The following is a 20224-nucleotide window of genomic DNA, read 5'->3' as shown; positions in this document are numbered from 1 at the left end:
GAGTTAATTATTAACTTTATGAACAAAGGAGGTTCCCCACTACTTATGAATAGTCTCGCTTATGCTCTATTATCCATGCTTGTCCGCAAACCCTGTTCTGGATATGAATTGGCTGAAATGCTTGAAGTATTCTGGCAAGCGAAACATAGTCAGATCTATCCACTACTGGCCAAGCTCGAACAAGAGGGATACCTTACCCCAGAGAACATTGAGCAAATCGGACGTCCTAACAAGAAGCTGTATCATATTACAGAAGAAGGTAAAGCTAAGCTCAAGAAATGGTTATCCAAATCTCCTGCTAACCCAGTAAGTAGAGATGAGTTTCTTATCAAGGCTTATTCTCTCTCCCTAACTGACATGAACACAGCTCGCAATCTTTTTGAAGATCGGATGGCTTTTTACGAAGACAAGCTTCAACGCAGAGAAGAAATGATCGAACAAATGCAGGCCGAATATGGAGATCAACTCTATAATCAGGAACTTCCCGTATTTGGTAGATACATTGTCCATACCCGAAAGAAACTGCTGGAGACGCAAGAAATTCAGTGGTGTGAATGGGTAATTAACATGCTGAAATAACTCAGTTCCCTTAAGAAAACTTTTCCTGTAAAATAGTTCTCGTAACTCACCTATATTGGAGGCTTTTGCTATGACTAATTTCCAAGAAAACTTACAAAAATATGCTGAACTTGCTGTAAAAGTAGGCGTTAATGTACAACCCGGTCAGACCCTTGTTGTCAATTCTTCTTTAGAAGGTGCAGAGCTTGTTCGCGTTATTGTTAAGCAGGCCTATGAAGCTGGGGCAAGGACTGTAAAAGTAAATTGGAGTGACGATACGGTTACTCGTCTGCGTTATGAGATGGCCGCTGAGGAATCCTTCTTAGATGAGCCTAAATGGTATGCAGGTGAGATTCTAGAACTGATTGAGAATGGTGCAGCCGTTCTTCATGTTATTTCTTCCGATCCGGACCTTCTCAAAGGGATCTCAAGTGACCGTCTGACAAATCATCAAAAAACTTATGGTAAAGCAATGAGCAAATACCGTCAGTTGCAACAATCCGACAAATTCAGTTGGTCGATTGTAGCTGTTCCTTCCGCTGCTTGGGCTGCTAAAGTATTCCCAGAATTGCCGCAAGAAGAACAGATCGACAAACTTTGGGAAGCTATATTCCGCACAGTAAGGGTAGATCAACCTGACACATTAGGCGCATGGAAAGAACATGTTAGCAATTTAAATAAAAAGTCTGACTATCTCAACGAGAAAAACTTCGAGAAGCTTCATTATAAAGCACCTGGAACGGATCTTATCATTGAATTGCCAGAAGGTCATTTATGGGTAGCTGCCGATAGCACCAATGAACGCGGTAATAAGTTCCTAGCGAACTTGCCTACAGAAGAAGTATTCACAGCTCCTCTTCGTACAGGTGTACATGGAACCGTCTCCAGTACCAAACCTCTTAGTCATAGTGGGAACATTATTGATGAATTTACATTAACATTTAAAGATGGTCGTATTGTAGATGTCAAAGCTAAGGTCGGTGAAGAGACCCTTAAGCAAATTGTTAGTCTCGATGAAGGCGCTCATTATCTCGGTGAAGTTGCTCTCGTCCCTCATGGTTCACCTATTTCACAATCAAATATTCTGTTCTACAATACTTTATTTGATGAGAATGCATCCAATCATTTGGCTATCGGTAGTGCGTATGCATTTACGCTCAAAGATGGGAAGGGGCTTTCTCAAGAAGAACTGCTAGCACGTGGATTGAACACTAGTATTACACATGTAGACTTCATGGTGGGTTCTGGCGAAATGGATATCTTCGGGGTCACGAAGAGTGGCGAAGAAATTCAAATTTTCTCTCAAGGAAACTGGGCCATCTAATCAGATTCAAAAAGCTTCCTAGGGCCAAGTGGCTCTCAGGAAGCTTTTATTCTATAGTGGAAGTGTATGGCGAGTTTTATTTTTGAAATACACGATCTCCTCATATCCAATACATTTGGCCATCATGATTGCTTCGTCCAGCTGTGTACCAATATCTTGAGGAAAATGAGCATCTGAACTTAACGTTATGGGAACACCATGTTTATGTAGAACACGTAAAAAATTAGGACTTGGACACATCTCTTTTACCGGATAACGATAGGCTAGACCTGTATTAATTTCAGTAGCTAGATCATTAGTAGCAAGAGCCATTGCCACTTCATTATACCAATGGAGCAGTTCTCGTTCTGGTGGTCTGACCTTAAATACTTTCAAGTTATCTAAATGCGCAATGAACTGGAACATCTGACTGCCTGCTGCCTTAATGACTGTAGAATAATGCTTAGCATACAGGTCATTCAAATTATAATTGTAGAAATTTTGCTGGCTGTCTGGATTGTCGAAGCCCCACCCATCCAAGAAATGCACAGAACCTATGACATAATCAAAAGGGTACTTACTTAAGATCTCCCTAAGCTCCTCTTCCCCGTATTCAAAATAATCTGCTTCGATTCCCATAGATAATTGTCCATAGAATTTCTTAGCATTCTGTACTCCCTCAATATAATCCTCAATGGAATATACACATACACGGTCTAACCACTGCCTCTGCATTTGACCTAGCATAGTATTGTCCAGCAAAATGTGCTTTTCATAATAAGACTTGAATTCCTTGAAACGGTACAAGTGATCCACAACTCCAAATTGTTGAATCCCCTCCTTCTGCCCTTGTTCCAGATACCGAGAGATCCACCGTTCAGAAAAACATCCTTCTTCCACTCTTTGCTCTAATTCATGAACAAGTGTGGTCATAGTCTCTAATGTACCTGCGTCTGAATGTATGTTATGAGGCATGAGAGCCTGAGCTGTCTTCTCTAGCCAAGGCATAGAATAAGGTCCTTCCTCCAAATGAAAATGAAAATCTACTTTCATATTACTTAGCTCCTTCTCAGTATCTGGGGACGGACATCACTCCATGATCCCGCTTGACTTATGTTTGTATTAATCATTGTAATGTTCGACCATTTTAGGGGATGTTACGAAACGTAAAAGTAATGTAAATTCGGAAAAATTCGGTTGCATATCGGATTACTCTACTACTTTTCTGGCGATGTTAGAAGTAGCATGTGTCAGTCCACCCTAGAAAAGGGTACATACTCTTAGTACAAAACTAATTATTCGGAGGTCCTAGACATGAGTCATCTGACAAAAGAACAATTTAAAACCCTTAAACATAGCCTGATTGAAGAAAAAAACGAGTTGGAAAATCACTTTGAAAATGAGGATGCGGGTTCAGAGGAAGAATCACTACGTGCCTCTACTGGTGAACTTAGTTCAGTAGATAATCACCCCGCAGATATCGGTACGGAAACCTTCGAAAGAAGTAGAGATATGGCTATTGACGAGAATCTGGATCATCAATTGGAACAAGTAGATCATGCACTTGAACTCATGGAACAAGGAAAGTATGGCAAATGCGAGACTTGCGGTGAGGACATTCCTTTTGAACGCTTAGAGGCCATTCCCTATACCTCCTTTTGTATAGACCATACACCAGATCGTAATGTATCGGATCGTCGTCCTGTTGAAGAAGAAGTGATGACCTTGCCTCCTAAGGGTGCCGGTGAACATCGCCAGCAGCATGCCGGAAGATTTGATGATGCCGAAGCGTGGAATTCAGTAGAAGAATTCGGAAACTCAGATTCCCCTGCTACTGCGGCTAAGCGAGACGTGAAAAATTATGATTCTATGACGTTGGATGAAGAATAAATTTAATATAGAAAATATTCAAAAGCCCTTTCCACATATGGAAAGGGCTTTTTTTGACGAGAACCGACGATTTTCTTTCTTTTCTTCTATATATATTGAATCTAGCGTGCAAAATAAAGGTAAAATAAGGTAAACTGTTAATAAAGAACCATTTGAACTGTAATTGTCCATTATTGGAATAGGGATTAATGTGGTTAAGAGCGTTACTAGAGAGGGGATTAACATGCCGGAACAGCTAAATAGACTTCTGGCTGCAAATTTTTATGATCTAGATGAGGTTCATCAAGAAAAAGTATATTACGAGTTTTATGACCTTGTTTATGGCATTATATTATACATCGTGAAGGATCATTCTGCGGCAGAGGACATTATTCAAGAAGCATTCTTAAAAGTCATTAAAAAAAAGCCAGTATTTGACCATGAATTAAAGATGAAAGCTTGGCTTAAAGTAGTCTCAAGAAATACGGCTATTAATTACTTAAGAAAAAATCAACGATTTCGTAACCATTTAGATACAGACAGTGTTTTTATAAATATAGAAACACGAAATCCATTAGAAGTATCCGTGGAACAATTAGTAGAGACCAAAATGCTTGAAGAAGAAATTATGATGTATTTAAATCGTCTAAAACCCGAATATAAATTATTAGTAGAATATCGTTGGAGACTAGGGTTAACTTACCGAGAGATCGCTGACCGTCTAGGAACGCAAGAAGATATTGTACGGCAGAGGCTCTACCGAGCTAGAGAAAGTGTTAAGAAGATGCTTGCTAAAGAATGGGGTGATATGGATGGGGAAAATTGGGGACATATGGAATCATCTTCTTAAAGCTTCGCAGCGAACTAAGAAGATGGATTCTCGTTCAAGGGAACTTGGGCTGTATATTCAACTCGAGGATCTTGAAGAGGATGAAAGCTTTGACCCCGTGGATCACCTTATTCATGAAGCCTTCCACCTTCATCCCTCCTATCCACCTTTTGCCCTTCCCTCAAAAGAAATGAAAAAATTAGCATGGTTGCGAGTTAAAGCCGAGATCCACCACAGTCAAAAAAAACATCGGCGTAAATCTCGATATAGAATAGCTGGAATGATTACGGCAGCTTTAGCCTTAGGTCTCATTTTACTGAGTAGAAATGTGACACAGTTCTTGTTCCCCTTCGCCCAAGATACACTGAACAAAGACAGTAAGACAGTCCAACCTGCTAAGGAAGAGGACAAGAATAATTTATTTAATTCAGGTCATTGTAAGACCGCCTCAGGGTTTCAATATTCTAGAAAGTATCCACGCTCAAAATTTCTTATTAAGAAATCTTCAGAATTCAATCCTAAAAAGTTAACTAAAATTCACTCTCGTGTTGTCGATGCACAAAGCGTACCTCTACTAATAGATTATGCTATTCCCACTCTTCCCAGAATTCCAGCTCGCTATCAGCTAGATCGCGTAGAACTCTTTAATTTTGATCCCCAAACATCGGTAGATTGGGTTGAATATTCTTATAAAGCTGCACAAGATCAACGGTTAGTCATCCGATTTCGCGATGTGAACTCCTATAGTTCTACAACGCCCGTAGGAGATATTAAGTCTCTCAAAATTCGTCTAATGGATTATACTCCCGCTTACTTGAGAACAGATCATAGTTTCACGGAGATTAACTATAGGGTACGTCATATCCTCATCTCAATATATGGTCACGTAACCCGAGAAGAAATTTTGCTTATGGCTAATGATACCCGTCTTAACTAGAATTTACTTTTTTATAAATACTAAGACCAAAAAGAGAGAGGGATCTAATCCTTCTCTCTGGATACACGTCTATTATAATCTAGACCAAGTGGCAAGCCACAAAATGTTCACTGCCTACATTACGGAATTCCGGTACTTGATGCTTGCAGACCTCCACCGCAAATGGACATCGAGTGTGGAACTTGCATCCCGATGGAGGATTAGCAGGGCTAGGAATATCCCCACGCAGTACGATTCTTTCTCGTTTGAGCTTAGGAATAGGGATTGGAACAGCAGATAATAAAGCTTTAGTATAGGGATGTAGGGGATTCTTGAACAATTCATCTCGCGAAGCCGTCTCTACCATAGAACCTAAGTACATAACGCCTATTTTTGAGCACAAATGCTCTACAACACTTAGATCGTGTGAGATAAAAAGATAAGTTAGTCCTCGTGTATGCTGCAGCTTACGAAACAGATTAATAATTTGGGCTTGAATCGAGACGTCCAGTGCAGACACAGGCTCATCGGCTATGATCAAATCAGGATTTAGAACTAGAGCCCTCGCAATCCCTATTCGTTGTCGCTGTCCCCCCGAGAATTCATGTGGGAATCGGTCTATATGGTAAGATGACAACCCGCATGAGGCTAGAACCTCCAACACAAGTTCTCGTACTTCATTAGGCTTAGCAAGACCATGATTAAGGACGGCTTCTCCGATGGCATCCCCTACTCGGATTCTTGGATTCAAGGAACTATAGGGATCTTGAAAAATCAACTGCATCTTTGGACGAAGCTTCCGAAGCTCATACTCTGGAAGACTATAGAGGTCAATGCCCTTGAACTTAATTTCCCCGTCCGTCTTGTCTGTTAACCGAACAATCGTGCGTCCCACTGTGCTTTTGCCACTACCCGACTCACCTACGAGTCCAAATGTCTCTCCCGGTGCAATCGAGATACTGATATCATCCACAGCTTTAACTTGTCCTACCGTCCGATTTAGCAGACCCGATTTTACGGGAAAATACTTTTTGAGATGATTTACTTCTAGCAATGCTTCAGACATGAACCACAGCCTCCTCATACAGCCAACATGCTACCTTCTGTTGAGGTACAATGTCCTTCAATGCAGGTTCCTCTGCCTTACAAATTGACATACAATGCTCACAGCGATCATGAAAATAGCATGATGGTGTGAGCTCTAGCGGACTGGGTACTTGTCCTGGAATGGAATATAACTCATCCTGACGCTCATGTATGACAGGTTTGGATTTGAGTAATCCTTGAGTATACGGATGTTTGGGATGGTTAAATAAAGCCTCGACTTCCCCTTCTTCGACGACTTTACCCGAATACATCACGATGACATAATCCGCCATTTCAGCAACTACCCCCAAATCATGAGTAATGAGTAAAATGGACATGCCTGACTCATCTTTGAACTTGCGCAATAAATCTAGAATTTGTGCTTGAATCGTGACATCTAAGGCAGTAGTCGGCTCATCGGCAATCAGAAGCTTGGGCTGACAAGAGATGGCTATAGCTATCATAATCCTTTGTAACATGCCACCACTAAGTTCATGCGGATAGCTTTTCACGATGTGTTCAGCCCTAGCGATTCCCACCTCTGTGATTAATTCAATCGCACGTTGATGTGCAACTTTCTTGCTAAGCTTCTGATGAATGATTAAGGGCTCTACGATCTGTTCCCCTATCGTAAGTACAGGATTTAAAGAAGACATTGGCTCTTGAAAAATCATGGCCATATCATTTCCTCGAAGATTCCTAATTTCGTGTTTGCTTAGCTTAAGCAAATCCCTTTCATCGAAATCAATAATACCCTCTATGATTCGACCTGAGGGCCCTTCAATGAGTCCCATAATCGACATTGCTGTGATGCTCTTGCCACAACCCGATTCACCGACAATACAGACGGTCTCTCCTCTTCGAACCTGAAAACTTATATCATCAACAGCTTTAACTGTACCTTCTTCTGTAGAGAAGTGCGTACTGAGATGTTCAATACTTAATACGGTTGTCATGGCATTCACCTACCTCTTCTTCTTTGGATCCAGTACATCGCGAAGACCATCGCCAAATACATTTATGGCTATGACCGTAACAAAGATCGACAGACCCGGCGGAATCCAAAGCCAAGGACGATTTTGAAAATCTAACATGTTGTTGGCAGCATCAATCATATTCCCCCATGTTGCTGTAGGTGGCATTACACCAAGTCCAAAGAAACTCAGAACCGATTCACTCAATATCGCTCCACCGATATTTAATGTAGCGATAACAATCAGTAGCGGAACGATATTGGGAAGAAGATGGTAAAACAATTTGCGATGATTTGACAAGCCTAGCACCGTTGCGGCCTGCATAAATTCTCGTTCACGCAGACTTAACATCTGCCCACGAACCATTCTAGCAAGACCGGGCCAACCGATAATCGCTAACATAATCATTACAATATACATACGGTAATCGGTAGGCACTTTCCATTCGGACAATAACGCTCCGAATATGAATAGCAAAGGCAGACTTGGAATAGTCAATAATAAATCAGCTATACGCATAATGATTTGGTCTATAATGCCTCGGTAATATCCGGCAATGGCCCCAAGCAAAGCGCCTATGAATACCGATAGCATCATAGAAGCGAGACCCACCGTCAAGGATATACGGCCAGCCTGTAATACACGAGTAAGCACATCGCGACCCAGTGCATCCGTACCTAACCAGTGTCTTGCATTCGGCGCGTGATTCATAATATTCATATGAATTCGATTGCTTGAGTAAGGTGAGAACAAGGGACCTACAAAACAAGCAATAAACATAACGATAACTACTGCAAGTCCACTCATAGCTAGCTTATTCCTTACTAACTGCCGAAAGGACTGCTTCCAAATAGAAGAACGTACCGGAATTCTTGGTGAGTTATTCTGTGTAGATAGCTCACGGCTCATGGATGACATCAGCTTCACCTCCTACTGTAATTTAACTCGCGGATCAGCTACGTGATAGAGCAAATCCGACAGCAGGGTACCGATTACGGTAAGGATTGCCATGAACATAGTGAATCCCATAAGTAAAGGATAGTCTCTTAAAGAAAAGGATTGCATATATAGCTGCCCAATGCCTGGCCAATTAAAGATCTTCTCGATAATTAGTGATCCTCCGAACAGAGCCGGCAGTTCAAATCCTACAAGGGTTATGGCAGGCAGCAGAGCATTGCGGAGCGCGTGAGTAAAAAGCACCTTTCGCTCTGACATCCCCTTGGCCCTTGCAGTCCGAATATAATCCTGTTTGATTACATCGATCATATTGCTGCGGAAGTAACGCGTTAATGAACCTACTCCTAGTAAGGTCATAACAATGACCGGTAACGCCATGTGATGGATAACTTCTTTGAAGTATGCCAACCCGGTTGCATTGCTTCCTGTTGTCATCATGCCTCCAGGGGGCAGCCATTTTAGGTCAACAGCTAGAATCTTGATTAAGAACAATCCAATAAAAAAAGAAGGAATCGACATCGCTGCGAAGATCCCAATCATCACCAACGTATCGAACCACGAATACTGCTTATAAGCTGCAACAACACCAATAACTACAGCAATCAGCCAAGTTAGAAATGTAGATACTATCGCTAATAAGAAAGAATTCCAGACATAATCTTTAAAAAGTTTCAGTACAGGTTGCTGTTGTGCCAAAGAATCACCGAAATCTCCTTGCAGAGCATGATTCATCCATGTGAAATAACGTTCCAAGATGGGTTGATCTAATCCATAAATGGCTCGTAGTTCTGCTCTACGTTCTGGGGATAATTTAATATTTCCACTAATGAAATCTCCTGGAGTAAGGGCATATAAACAAAAAATCAGCAGAGAAGCTGCTAATAGGATGACCAAAGTATAAATTAAACGTTTTGTAATATAAGTGCTCATGACCGACTCCTTAGTTGTTATCCCCTGCTCAAACGAACAGGGGGTAGCCTTTTTTTACTTACTAAGTTCCCAGTTCGGCAAGCTTAGAGCAATACCGGAGAACGGACTCACTGTTAAGTTCTGAATTCTGCCGTTATAAGCAGTCACGCTCTTCTTGTAACTAGTAAAGATGACGGGAAGATCGTCATTAAGGAGTTGGAAAATCTCTTTATAGATGGCTTTGCGTTCATCTATATTTGATGTAGCTAAAGCCTTATCATATAATTCCTTGAATTTTGGATTGTCATATCCTTTGACTTCTCCATCCACGAACTGGACCACTCCATCCGATGGATCTATGAGCTGGGGGGTAGAGAACGATGCCAAATCGTAATCCTTACTCTCCACTTTAGAGACTAGAGCATTGAAATCAGCGAACACTTCAGGCTGGAAATCTATTCCTAGGTCTTGATAATTCTCTTTAGCAATTGGAATAAAGATATCTGTTCCTTTGTTTTTAGAACCTAAGAAATGTATCGTAAGTTTTTTTCCATCTTTCACACGAATGCCGTCAGCACCCGCTTTCCAACCCGCTTCGTCCAGCAATTGCTTGGCTTTAGCTGGATCGAACTTATAAGAATTAATGCCTTCTTCGGTGTAGGCCCATGAGATGGGTGACGATGGGATATTCGCTAACGATCCCGCCCCTTGCGCAGCATCTACATAAATTGCTTGGCGATTCAGCCCGTAAGTTAGTGCCTGTCTAACTTTCTTGTCTTTAAGAGCCTCGTGCTCCAGATTAAGTTGTAGATATCCGTAGGTACTTGGTGTATAGGGAAGAATGTTTACAAAACCTAACCCTTTTAATTTATCAATATTCTCTTGCGTAGCACTGAACCCCGCATAATCCACTTCTCCAGTCTCTAGGAACTGCCATACATCCCCTTCTGAAGTCTTATAGATAAAATGCTCTGTCTTTGGTTTTCCTTTGTAAAAATATTCATTAGCCACGAAGCGTACTTCTTGACCAGGTATGAACTTCTCTAGTTTGTATGGACCTGTTCCGACAACATCCTGATAGAGCTTCTTAATATAGTCAAGATGACCAAATGTATAATCTTTACCGTAATGAGCCTTCGAAAGAACAGGTCCTCCGAGCTGCACCAGCGCTATAGCATTAGGGGAATCCAAGGTTACAGAGACCGTCTGTGGATCAATAATTTTAATGCCTTCGACCGACTTTGCTTTGCCTTCTTTGTATGCCTTCCCACCTTTGACATGAAGCGGCTCAACCTGAGTATCCCCGTTATAAGCTTTGTCGTGCAGGATCGTCCAAGTAAAAGCTACATCTTCTGCTGTCAAAGGTGATCCATCACTGAACTTAAGATCTTTGCGCAAATGATATGTATACGTTAGATTATCCGCTGAAATTTCCCACTTCTCTGCAAGTTCAGGTTGCGGTACCCCTTGATCGTCCGTGCTGACTAGACTTGCATTCAATTGATTATTTACGTTGCCGTCATATCCACTTTGCGTGAAGTAAGGAACGAAAGCACCACTCGGATCCGTAAGACCTACAATAATAGTGTCTTTACGTTGCTTCGCAGTATCTGGGAGCTTAGAGAGGTCAGTTGCTTTATACAGACCCGTAGGATTGTCCTTGCTGTTATGATTAGCATCTGTAGCAGTGGGTGTAGTTACTGCTGGAGCAGGTGCAGTTGTTGCGGCATCTTGATCATCCGAGCAAGCACTGAGAAGCAAGGCGCTGGCAAGAATCAGACTAGTTAACAAAAGTGTACTTTTCTTCATAGGTAATGTTTTCATAGGACCTCCCATAAAATAATATATAATTCCGATCAACTAAGTAAGGTATTAGTTTGATAAGCCTTATTATAGGAACCATTCTTGGTTCTGTAAAGAGAGAACTTGTAAAATTTTCTGTGGACGCAGAAAATAATTTATAAATATTCGAAACCTCTTCATTTCAAAGTGTAGAAAAACACAAATAAACCGTAAAGTTCATTTCATGAACCTTACGGCTGAGCATCTCACTTTAACCTTGCTGTATGTAATTGTTAATAATCTTCTGCACCTGATCTACGGAACCTGGGCGTAGAGTATACTCTGTAAGCATCTCCCCTTCAAAATGAGCCTGAATGAGTCCCGCACTACGAAGCTTTGAGATGTGATCATGCGAGATCCCTTTAGAAAGTTTGAGATGTCTCGCAATCTCGATAAAAGAACGTGGTCCCCCATGTAGATATCTTAAAATCTTGAGACGGCTTTTCTCCCCCAGTGTTCGGATCAACCGATAATCATGCGTATTTAAAAATTCATCTGTGTTGAAATAACTGCGAGAGCTATAAAAGCAGACTATTCGTTTACCGAATTGAGCAATGACATTAATGGGCTGAAAATGGTATTGCGGAATCAAAATCAGCTCTTCTAAATTCGGCATGGGCTTGAATTGTAGCCCATTCGTTGTCAGATCGACAAACTCAGCTACATCCGAAGTTTGAATAAGTTCTTCCATCCTTCGCTGTTGTTCCTGCTGAAGCGTTTTCGTAATTATCGAACTTTGATGCTGATAATATTGTTCATTCCAGTTCTTAATCATATACACGAGCTCGCTACGAAATTGACTCATATTCTCTGGAAAATAATGCTCATGCCCTGCGATTAACTCATAGAGTTCTCCAATCGTCATCTGCTCTAACCAATGAATGAACGTTTTGGCTGAACTCCCATCAGGGCATAGATAGCTAAGCAGTAAGGTGATTTTCCAATCTGCATCAATCTCTTTTCCTGCAAGAAAAGTAGCGAATTCCACCTGAAGTCCTCGCTTGGTTGCATCCGCCCAATCCAGGGTAATATCTATTTTTTTATGAGATTTCTTGCAAATATAGGTATGTAGACTAATGACTAACTCATGAATTGGTTCAAATTTAACAATGGCACGATAACTCATGATGCACTCCCCTTTCAGACTCCATTATAGCTTGATTGCTTTAGCGCATTCCAGATCGATTTAATAGATAGTTCATATAGACAAAAAGACGATCCCTACTCCGCAGGCACGCGGCTATAGATGACCGTCATTTATTTATAAATAAGTCCGATGTTTTAAGCTCCTGTGTCCAACAGATCTAGTGGAATCACCTGTTGCTTAATTAGCTTGACCCTAGAAATACGCTTCTGCTCCGTCTCTTCAACAATAAAGAAAAATTCGGCAAATTCAACCGATTGACCGACTTTAGGAGGCAATACCTCGATACGAGAATAAAGCCATCCACCAATAGTATCATAATCTTCAGAATCCATTTCGAGTCCAAAGCGATCATTTACTGCCTCTATGAGCATTAGACCATCAATAGAATAACTATTCTCTCCGGATTGCTCGAAACCTGGCCGTTCTTCGTCGAACTCATCTTGAATTTCTCCAACAATCTGTTCAACGATATCTTCAAGCGTCACAATGCCTGAGGTACCTCCGTATTCATCAATGAGCAGCGCAATTTGAGTTTTGCCACGTTGCATTCTTTTCATGAGATCATGAATTTGAATAGAATCTGGCACGGTAATCATCGGCCTCAGATAATCTCGATAATCCGAGCTCCCTGTGCGAATCAAATCTTTGATATGGATAAATCCGATAATATGGTCTTTATCGTTATCACATACAGGATACCGAGTGCGCATACCCTCTAATGCAATTTCTAAGTTTTCTTCCAGTGTATTTTGGGAGTATAGACAGATCATTTCTGTACGTGGAATCATAATCTCCCGGGCTGTTGTATCTGTAAATTCAAAAATGTTATCCACTAAGGTCAGGTCCGAACTGTCAATTAGCCCACTCTCATGGCTTTCCTTCATCAGCACACGAATTTCTTCTTCGGTATGCAAATGATCCTGCTCCGATGTCGGTGCAATCCCTAACAACCTGAGAATACCGTTAGCCAAATTGTTCAGAATCCAGATAAATGGATACATCAACTTGTAGAAGAAAGATAAGGGCCTAGCCAATACCAATGTGACATTTTCTGATTTACGAATCGCAATGGTCTTCGGTGCAAGTTCGCCAAACACAATATGAAGCGTAGTGATGAGCAAAAAGGCAATCAGTAAGGCTACAGCATGAGCAGAGGAACCGGTCCAACCCAGTCCATGGAAAAGTGGGGTCAGTAGCGAAGCTACATAAGGTCCACCAAGCCATCCGAGTCCCAAGGAACAAAATGTGATTCCCAATTGGCAAGCAGATAAATAACCTTCCAGATTGTTCAGAATCCGCCTAGCGGTCCGTGCATTTCTGCGTCCTTCATCTACCAGCGTGTCGAGTCGACTAGACCTAATTTTCACCATGGCGAATTCTACAGATACAAAAAATCCGTTCAATACAATCAGTACAAAAATAAATCCTACAAGCAAAATACTCGGTAAGGGGTCATCCAATGCGTTTCCCTATTCACTACCTAACGAATCGGCTGCGAACAGGTGCACCTCCTTCGCGGTTTAAAATGGAGCTATTCACATGTTCATATGAATAAACTTTTAACTTTATTATATTATTATACATTACACAGTCAAATCTCCCGATATGACTGCTCTACAGCAAAAAATACCCCATTTTTCGCAAATGGAGTATTTCAGCGATATAGATTAGATTCTACGTGCGTTCGGATTTGCTGGATTTCCAATAACACCAGGATATTGATACGTTAACGGTTCATCAAATGTAGCGTAATCTAGATTAACCATGAGAAGAATTGTGCGTACTCCCGTGTTAGGGTCACTGATAATAATATGATCGCGACCTGCCGCCTCAAGCACTCCTTTAAATATTTTGGCGTTCCATTCACGGTTATTTTCGTAAGTCATATAGAACGTGCCCACTTTGCCTAAGTTCAGACGAAGAATATTCTCAATATAGGACTGTTCATAAGTGGGAGTGTTATTTACCGTTACAGTGCCTTGCGGCGTAATTGGATTTCCTAGTGGAATTGCCGGTGGATAAGCTGCGTTATTGTTGTTATTCACCTTATAGTTCATCGTTGGACGATATTGCGGGTAGATCATGTAAATCCCTCCTAATCTGGTATGAAGCATCTTGTCTAAGTATCAAATGATTAGACTAATATACATTCGGACAATCTTCTGCAGTGGGAGCAAAGAAACAATGGGCTTTAAATCTGCCGGTGTTAGCCTGATTGTACCAAGTGTCAGGACAATCCCCTTCCGGTCTAAAAAACCAAAGCGCATTACTTGCTGGCCAAGTTCGTTCTCCATTAATGGCACGTTTAGCTAAGCGAATATCTTTGTCTCTTGCTTTCTGATAAAAGTAACCTTTTTGCGTGGATTCATAGCCTCCCGGTGACTGAAATACCATTTGATTCATTGTACGAATGTTATTAAAGTCGAGGCAATTGGCCAAAATTCTGTTCACGCCTACATTTCCCACCATCAGCATGCCCTGATCTAGATCTTCCTCCGCCTCAGCCCGCATTAGACGAGCCAGCAGCTTAACATCCTCAGAGTTTGCCTTAATAACTGCCACTAGCGAACCTCCTTTAATTCTCTCTTCCTTCGATATATCCTATGTGCGTTCGCCCAAATTGTGACACCTATTTTATAAAATTTGGTGTAATATGGTATTGTTATTCCATAATGTAACAGTGTCTTATTTTAGACACAAAACCTGTCCATTTCTATGGACGCGCTTACATGAATAGCATATACTATTAAGGAACTCTTACATTTTTGAAATGAAGTTTTATACTGCAAAACTCTTGGGAGGTACTTTCATGAAGATCGCTATTATCGGTGGAGGTTTAGCTGGTTTGACTGCCGCCGCCTATTTATCCGAAAACCGCGAATTGGAAGGCACGGTATTTGAACGCAGCCCTCAGTTAGGTGGGCGAGCATTTACCTACCAAAAAGCTGGTTTTACTCTTAACTATGGAGCTCATGCTATCTACGGAATCGATCGTCACACAATTCATCAAATGGAACATGATTTAGGCCTTGTTTTTCAAAGCAAGCAAGTAGATAAACGCAAAGTTGTCTATGCAAAAAATGGACATTTAACACCAGCCCCCCTTGATTTTATGAATATTATAAAGACAGATGTTCTGTCCGCTATGGAGAAAGTACGTTTTGTGGCTGAAATTGCGGCCATTGTGGGGAACGTTCACCATATTAAGAATTATGCTACCTTAGGTGATTATTTGGACCATTCTCATGCTTCAGAAGATGTCAAAGAAATTTGGGAACACCTGGTATGTTCTAATTTTTTCATTACTCCTGCGGACGCTCGCAAGGTTTCAGGAGAAGTCATTGCCGAGTATTACCACAATCTGTTCCTCTCTTCGAAGCCTGTGAATTATATTCTCGGTAGCTGGGCTACGATTACGGATCAGCTAAAGGACAAAATCGAAGCCAATGCTCACTGGGAAATTGCGCTTAAAGAACCGGTGGAACAAATTGTACAGCAAGACAACGGAAAGTTTTTACTTACTAGTAAGAACCGTGAAGCGACGGAATACGACCAAATTATTATTGCTACCCCAGTACAACAGGCGGTCAAGTTGTTAGATAATACGCCTTGGGCAGATGCATTAATTCCATATCGCGACAGTACTTCTACAGAAGTCATGGTCTATGATATTGGATTTAAAAGTATCGTAGCTAGACCGTTCCACTACATTAGTGATATGAACAACAAAATGTTCATTAGTGATGTATCCGCAACTGATCACACCGTTGTTCCACCTGGCGGACAATTACTTCAAGGTATTGCTTACTTGAACGATGACTTTAAGGACGAAGATGAACGGAAAGCTTATCTAGAGAACAAAACCGCAAAAATGGAAGCTCTTTTTGATGAATATTATCCAGAATGGCGAGAATCGGTTGAAGTCAAACGAGTATCTAAGAAAGCCATGGTATCTAGTGTCAAAAATATTCATACCAATCGTCTTCTACCCAATCAACTAGATCATGTACCCTTCTACTTCTGCGGAGACGGAAGTGTCGGTAAAGGCGAACTTGCAGAGAGAGCCTTCTCCAGCGCTCGTAAAGTTGCCCAACAAGTGCTAAGTCATATCCTTAAGAATCCTGAAGGGGCATCCACCCTGTAGATTTCACAGTGCTTAACCTTCTTTTCTTACTCGCCCTCTTGGCTAATCCTTGGAGGGCTTTTTATTGCGTTCTCACCCATAGCTATTAGCAAACACATGATAATAACAAACTTCAAACAACAAAAAAATACATCAAAATAAAAAATACATCAAAAAAACCGCTATATAAGCGGTTTTGACTTAAGTGGATCGATAGATATCATCGTACCTTCGTTCATATTCTTCGGCCATTCGGCTAACTCTCTGGAATCCTAAGTATCGTGTACCTTGAAAGGTTAATTTTCCCTCATCCCCCTCAGCCAATTGACCATACTCACTTCCTTGGACTTGAAATTCCATACGGCTCCCGCTCTCAACCTCAAAGGTTAGATAGTAGGTTGTGCTGGAATGGTGAGCATGGGACTCTGGGTCATGATGCTGAGAGACTGCTGTTCTTCTGCTTTTAACTATCGAATCCACATGTAGAACAGGCTGATTGTGATTATGCAGCCAACGGAAAAATGCACCCGACACAGATGCAAGTAGAACCCCTACTACGACCAACAAAAAAAGGGGCAATATCGTACCTGTGAGATCAAATACTTCAAAACCAGTCCGCACTCTTCTGCCTCCTCCCGAGTAGGGTGGCTAATGAATATAGCCTCACCTACATCATGTATATGCCAGAAGACAGACAAATTATAAGTAGTTAAGCGACAAATTTTGCTAACTTGTCCTTACCCTCACTATTCACGGCAACCCAAAAAAGTTTTTATTTGCTCTAAATGTTCCATCGCTTGATATTCTGCTTTCTGAATTTGTTGTAATTGTTTTTTTATTTTAGTTGCCATATCTAACTTCTCTCCTGGTAACAAGCAAGATAACGTTGGATACATAGCTAAATAATGCTCATAAATTAAATGGTACTGCTCAGCAGCAGCCAGGATATGTACGCGCAAGCCAGGATTGGTCTCAAATAACAAATGGTCGGATAGTTGCTGAAAGTGAAAGGCCGCTTGTTGCCTCGCTTCTGTTAGTTTGGCTATGTTATAAGCATGACCTTCAATATCTAATTGCTCCGTTCCTACGGCTCGAATCCAGACATCATAAGCTGAAAGGCCACTCGTATAGCCCGGAGCATCTAGTTCCAAGCCATGCAGATGATCTAGAATTTGGGAGATGTGCTTTCTTAATACTCTAATTGTCAATTTGAAATTATGCTCTACAGGCCGGAATGCAGCTAGGAATAACTCTGGGCTGTCTAGAGAACGTCTCAATTCACTATAAGGAACTTCTAGATGCTCATGTTCATTGTCTCTGTAACTATACATACGCTCCTTGTCGTTATAGCTGTAAATGACACCAAGGGCACCTTTTTGTAAATTCCACACAATAACGGGAACACCTAAATCCAGCGCATCATGGATAATTGCATGAGATTGAATTAGCATTTCCACTGAAAAAAGTGTATGTGGAGCGCCTATACTATACACATCAGATCCTAACATTTCACCTATATTTCGGACTACTTTTTCCCAAGGATAGATATAGCCACTGCTAATCCCCACATCTGAGGTTAGTTGTATTCGAAAAGCTTGGCCCGTAAGACCAACGATATTAGATAGGGACCACGGTTCAGGGCTAATGAAGCTGATAATGTCATATATGGCCTTTCCTAAAGTATCATATTCTATTTCCTGGATGGGAATCTGCACACCGCCTTGGATGGGCATGTTATGCTGATTTCTACATTCTACAAAATCTTCAAGAGCTTGTATGTAACGTTCATTTTGTATCTTAAGCTTGGATTCGGCGAGAATCGTAACCACCTGAGTAAGAGAGACATTATATTTTTTAGCAATCACTTCGAGTGATAATTGTTGTAAATAATAGGATTCGAATATCGTCCTAGATTTGCTAGACAATTCGTTCATTATGGTTGTAATGGTTTGTTCCCACTCTAACGATACAATAAGGTCTGGAACTTTTACCGTGTCTTTGACATGAGATTTTACGATACTCTTAAGCCAAGGTAGAAATCGCTCGGGATTCTTTGCGGATTCATTTCTCAAATAGGCATGGACCATCGAATCTAGTAACACACTTTCTGGGGAAGAGTCATTCATCATCAATTGCGCCCCATTGATTTCTTGGCTACGCTTGAAATGTATGATCTCCTCTATCGATCTTTGTTTATCCTCCTTAGTTCGCTTTATCCATGACCGATGTCGATGTAAATTTTCTGTTGTCATATGTGAATTCCTTTCTCTACTAATTTAGCATCCATTTCATAGTATCACGTTAAAGATTGGAATAAGTAGGGACCTACTCACCATATATGAAAAGTTCTTTAGGAGATTTAGATTAAATTTATACATCGACATACAAAAAGACGCATGCTTACAGCATGCGCCAATGTATTCCTCCATCTAAAGTTTGTAATAACCTAGATTGCTTTAGCTCGTTTTTTTGCACTAACATCCAGCCTACTTTAGAAGAGGAGAACTGAATTTTCACAATTTCAGGATATTTCTCCAGTATACTCTCAAGCACGGAGTTGTCAGGCAGCGCGGTCCATGCTTCCCCTTGATTGAGTGTATGGTAGACTTTGTTCGACTGAACAGCCCACCCTTCGGAAGCACTTAAGAACGTCGGAGATATGTTTTGATTGTCTCCTGATTGCCATTTGAGCGGAAAAGCAACAAACCTCCAGCTTTTCCCTGCATCTGATGTAAAGTAACCATTAAATTTGGTTTTTGAATTCCGTGTACATCCGACCGAGATCCAGCCCTGCGTCGTGCTTCCGCGGAAGAACGTAGGCGTACTATTGGGGAAGGCCTCACATTTTTCATAGATATCCTTAGAGAAAAATTTGGGATGCTCCATCCAGCGGAATCCTCCATCTGTCGTAGTATAGAGATGAGGAACGCCTTGAGAAGACGTAGATGCATACCCCTGTAATTTATCAGTAAAAGTTACGCCCGTTAAATATCCCCTATCCGGGATAGCATTGGGATGACTTGCATTTCCACTATCCATAATTTTCTTCCAGGTTATCCCGCCATCTTGAGTACTATAAATGGCTTTGTGTTCACTTGAAGGCTCCACATTCTGCGTAGTGGCTACCCAGCCATTATCTTTGGACACAAAATGTATAGCTGACACTTTTCCTTGATCAGGTAAGGAGGAGACCTTCCAGTTCACCCCCCCGTCTGTTGTTCGTAGAACTACGGTCTCTGCCGTACCCGAGGAATTGCGAACAATCCAACCCGTCTGGATATCAATGAAAAACAAATTTTTCCCATACTGGGGATTGCTCGGAAATTGAATGGAGGTCGAAGGAGAAATATTCGTCCAAACTTTCCCGCTATCTTGCGTAAAGTACAATCGAAGCTCGCTACGTGTTAAACCCCATGCAATACCTGCATTTTCTGTAACCAACTCAAAATCCGTAAGTTTTGTCTGTATTTGATATTTCGTTGAATTGTCAGTGACCACATTTGCTACGGTCGAAGGACCCTGATTCAGGACAGTTAGTGTCTGCCCATCTTCCTGATTATCCACTTTAGCAGATTTGGATTGAAGACTTTCTTCAGAACTGCAAGCGGATAGCAGTGAACCGAAAAGAATCAGGATAAGTAATGTAGTAAACCGTAATCTCAAAGCTCACAAGCCTCCCTTAAGGGTAATCGTTTCAATATATATCTCTTT

At 41.2% G+C, this 20224-nt stretch carries 19 protein-coding genes; 6 read left to right on the top strand and 13 right to left on the bottom strand.

Going from position 1 to position 20224, the window contains the following annotated elements; all coding sequences use genetic code 11:
• Window positions 1–45: 45 nt before the first annotated feature.
• Both J2Z69_RS04375 and J2Z69_RS04370 read left to right on the top strand, forming a co-directional pair.
• The gene (locus J2Z69_RS04375; RefSeq protein WP_209859493.1) at window positions 46–579 is read left to right on the top strand and encodes a PadR family transcriptional regulator; all 534 of its coding nucleotides are present in this window, start codon (window positions 46–48) and stop codon (window positions 577–579) included.
• Window positions 580–649: 70 nt separating this feature from the next.
• Window positions 650–1882, top strand: a complete 1233-nt coding sequence (locus J2Z69_RS04370; protein ID WP_209859491.1) for an aminopeptidase — start codon at window positions 650–652, stop codon at window positions 1880–1882.
• Between the two features lie 51 nt (window positions 1883–1933).
• Here J2Z69_RS04370 and J2Z69_RS04365 read toward each other — a convergent pair whose 3' ends face one another.
• Window positions 1934–2914 (bottom strand): histidinol-phosphatase HisJ family protein, encoded by a 981-nt coding sequence (locus J2Z69_RS04365; protein WP_209859489.1) that lies wholly within the window; start codon window positions 2912–2914, stop codon window positions 1934–1936.
• Between the two features lie 261 nt (window positions 2915–3175).
• On the opposite strand from J2Z69_RS04365, the gene J2Z69_RS04360 reads away from it, so the two are divergent.
• From J2Z69_RS04360 to J2Z69_RS04350, 3 genes are all read left to right on the top strand, one after another.
• The gene (locus J2Z69_RS04360; protein ID WP_209859487.1) at window positions 3176–3751 is read left to right on the top strand and encodes a TraR/DksA C4-type zinc finger protein; all 576 of its coding nucleotides are present in this window, start codon (window positions 3176–3178) and stop codon (window positions 3749–3751) included.
• A 223-nt stretch (window positions 3752–3974) separates the two neighbouring features.
• Window positions 3975–4580, top strand: a complete 606-nt coding sequence (locus tag J2Z69_RS04355) for an RNA polymerase sigma factor (protein ID WP_209859485.1) — start codon at window positions 3975–3977, stop codon at window positions 4578–4580.
• The gene (locus J2Z69_RS04350) at window positions 4543–5496 is read left to right on the top strand and encodes a hypothetical protein (RefSeq protein ID WP_209859483.1); all 954 of its coding nucleotides are present in this window, start codon (window positions 4543–4545) and stop codon (window positions 5494–5496) included. Before J2Z69_RS04355 ends, J2Z69_RS04350 begins: the two co-directional genes overlap by 38 nt.
• A 79-nt stretch (window positions 5497–5575) precedes the next feature.
• On the opposite strand, the gene J2Z69_RS04345 is transcribed toward J2Z69_RS04350, so the two are convergent.
• The 9 genes from J2Z69_RS04345 to J2Z69_RS04305 form a co-directional block, all read right to left on the bottom strand.
• On the bottom strand, window positions 5576–6541 hold the full coding sequence (locus tag J2Z69_RS04345) for an ABC transporter ATP-binding protein (protein WP_209859481.1): 966 nt from the start codon (window positions 6539–6541) through the stop codon (window positions 5576–5578).
• Entirely contained in the window at window positions 6534–7517 is a 984-nt protein-coding gene (locus J2Z69_RS04340; RefSeq protein ID WP_209859479.1) for an ABC transporter ATP-binding protein, read from the bottom strand. Before J2Z69_RS04340 ends, J2Z69_RS04345 begins: the two co-directional genes overlap by 8 nt.
• A 9-nt stretch (window positions 7518–7526) precedes the next feature.
• Window positions 7527–8453 carry an oligopeptide ABC transporter permease gene (opp4C, locus tag J2Z69_RS04335; RefSeq protein WP_209859477.1) on the bottom strand — a complete coding sequence of 309 codons (927 nt, stop codon included), beginning with the start codon at window positions 8451–8453 and terminating at the stop codon, window positions 7527–7529.
• 12 nt (window positions 8454–8465) lie between these two features.
• Entirely contained in the window at window positions 8466–9422 is a 957-nt protein-coding gene (locus J2Z69_RS04330) for an ABC transporter permease (protein ID WP_209859475.1), read from the bottom strand.
• Between the two features lie 54 nt (window positions 9423–9476).
• Window positions 9477–11210, bottom strand: a complete 1734-nt coding sequence (locus J2Z69_RS04325) for an ABC transporter substrate-binding protein (RefSeq protein ID WP_209860490.1) — start codon at window positions 11208–11210, stop codon at window positions 9477–9479.
• Between the two features lie 244 nt (window positions 11211–11454).
• Window positions 11455–12369 (bottom strand): ArsR/SmtB family transcription factor, encoded by a 915-nt coding sequence (locus J2Z69_RS04320; RefSeq protein ID WP_209859473.1) that lies wholly within the window; start codon window positions 12367–12369, stop codon window positions 11455–11457.
• 155 nt (window positions 12370–12524) lie between these two features.
• A complete protein-coding gene (locus tag J2Z69_RS04315; protein ID WP_209859471.1) occupies window positions 12525–13850 on the bottom strand; it encodes a hemolysin family protein in 1326 nt (441 codons plus the stop codon).
• Window positions 13851–14057: 207 nt separating this feature from the next.
• A complete protein-coding gene (gerQ, locus tag J2Z69_RS04310; RefSeq protein WP_425354982.1) occupies window positions 14058–14447 on the bottom strand; it encodes a spore coat protein GerQ in 390 nt (129 codons plus the stop codon).
• 82 nt (window positions 14448–14529) lie between these two features.
• On the bottom strand, window positions 14530–14952 hold the full coding sequence (locus tag J2Z69_RS04305; RefSeq protein ID WP_209859467.1) for a cell wall hydrolase: 423 nt from the start codon (window positions 14950–14952) through the stop codon (window positions 14530–14532).
• Window positions 14953–15199: 247 nt separating this feature from the next.
• On the opposite strand from J2Z69_RS04305, the gene J2Z69_RS04300 reads away from it, so the two are divergent.
• Window positions 15200–16534, top strand: a complete 1335-nt coding sequence (locus J2Z69_RS04300; protein ID WP_209859465.1) for a protoporphyrinogen/coproporphyrinogen oxidase — start codon at window positions 15200–15202, stop codon at window positions 16532–16534.
• Window positions 16535–16714: 180 nt separating this feature from the next.
• On the opposite strand, the gene J2Z69_RS04295 is transcribed toward J2Z69_RS04300, so the two are convergent.
• The 3 genes from J2Z69_RS04295 to J2Z69_RS04285 form a co-directional block, all read right to left on the bottom strand.
• Entirely contained in the window at window positions 16715–17134 is a 420-nt protein-coding gene (locus J2Z69_RS04295) for a DUF2500 domain-containing protein (protein ID WP_209859463.1), read from the bottom strand.
• 125 nt (window positions 17135–17259) lie between these two features.
• Window positions 17260–18765 carry a sigma-70 family RNA polymerase sigma factor gene (locus J2Z69_RS04290; protein ID WP_209859461.1) on the bottom strand — a complete coding sequence of 502 codons (1506 nt, stop codon included), beginning with the start codon at window positions 18763–18765 and terminating at the stop codon, window positions 17260–17262.
• A 148-nt stretch (window positions 18766–18913) separates the two neighbouring features.
• On the bottom strand, window positions 18914–20176 hold the full coding sequence (locus J2Z69_RS04285; protein WP_209859459.1) for a VPS10 domain-containing protein: 1263 nt from the start codon (window positions 20174–20176) through the stop codon (window positions 18914–18916).
• Window positions 20177–20224 lie beyond the last annotated feature (48 nt).

Source organism: Paenibacillus shirakamiensis (assembly GCF_017874255.1).
Taxonomy (GTDB): Bacteria; Bacillota; Bacilli; order Paenibacillales; family Paenibacillaceae; genus Fontibacillus; species Fontibacillus shirakamiensis.
The sequence above is the reverse complement of the archived record's forward strand: the minus strand, read 5'-3'. Positions and strand labels throughout refer to the sequence as shown.

Coding starts and splice junctions, on each gene's coding strand:
- J2Z69_RS04375 (WP_209859493.1), top strand. CDS start 46: ATGAATAGTCTCGCTTATGCTCTATTATCCATGCTTGTCCGCAAACCC.
- J2Z69_RS04370 (WP_209859491.1), top strand. CDS start 650: ATGACTAATTTCCAAGAAAACTTACAAAAATATGCTGAACTTGCTGTA.
- J2Z69_RS04365 (WP_209859489.1), bottom strand. CDS start 2,914: ATGAAAGTAGATTTTCATTTTCATTTGGAGGAAGGACCTTATTCTATG.
- J2Z69_RS04360 (WP_209859487.1), top strand. CDS start 3,176: ATGAGTCATCTGACAAAAGAACAATTTAAAACCCTTAAACATAGCCTG.
- J2Z69_RS04355 (WP_209859485.1), top strand. CDS start 3,975: ATGCCGGAACAGCTAAATAGACTTCTGGCTGCAAATTTTTATGATCTA.
- J2Z69_RS04350 (WP_209859483.1), top strand. CDS start 4,543: ATGGGGAAAATTGGGGACATATGGAATCATCTTCTTAAAGCTTCGCAG.
- J2Z69_RS04345 (WP_209859481.1), bottom strand. CDS start 6,541: ATGTCTGAAGCATTGCTAGAAGTAAATCATCTCAAAAAGTATTTTCCC.
- J2Z69_RS04340 (WP_209859479.1), bottom strand. CDS start 7,517: ATGACAACCGTATTAAGTATTGAACATCTCAGTACGCACTTCTCTACA.
- opp4C (WP_209859477.1), bottom strand. CDS start 8,453: ATGTCATCCATGAGCCGTGAGCTATCTACACAGAATAACTCACCAAGA.
- J2Z69_RS04330 (WP_209859475.1), bottom strand. CDS start 9,422: ATGAGCACTTATATTACAAAACGTTTAATTTATACTTTGGTCATCCTA.
- J2Z69_RS04325 (WP_209860490.1), bottom strand. CDS start 11,210: ATGAAGAAAAGTACACTTTTGTTAACTAGTCTGATTCTTGCCAGCGCC.
- J2Z69_RS04320 (WP_209859473.1), bottom strand. CDS start 12,369: ATGAGTTATCGTGCCATTGTTAAATTTGAACCAATTCATGAGTTAGTC.
- gerQ (WP_425354982.1), bottom strand. CDS start 14,447: ATGAACTATAAGGTGAATAACAACAATAACGCAGCTTATCCACCGGCA.
- J2Z69_RS04300 (WP_209859465.1), top strand. CDS start 15,200: ATGAAGATCGCTATTATCGGTGGAGGTTTAGCTGGTTTGACTGCCGCC.
- J2Z69_RS04290 (WP_209859461.1), bottom strand. CDS start 18,765: ATGACAACAGAAAATTTACATCGACATCGGTCATGGATAAAGCGAACT.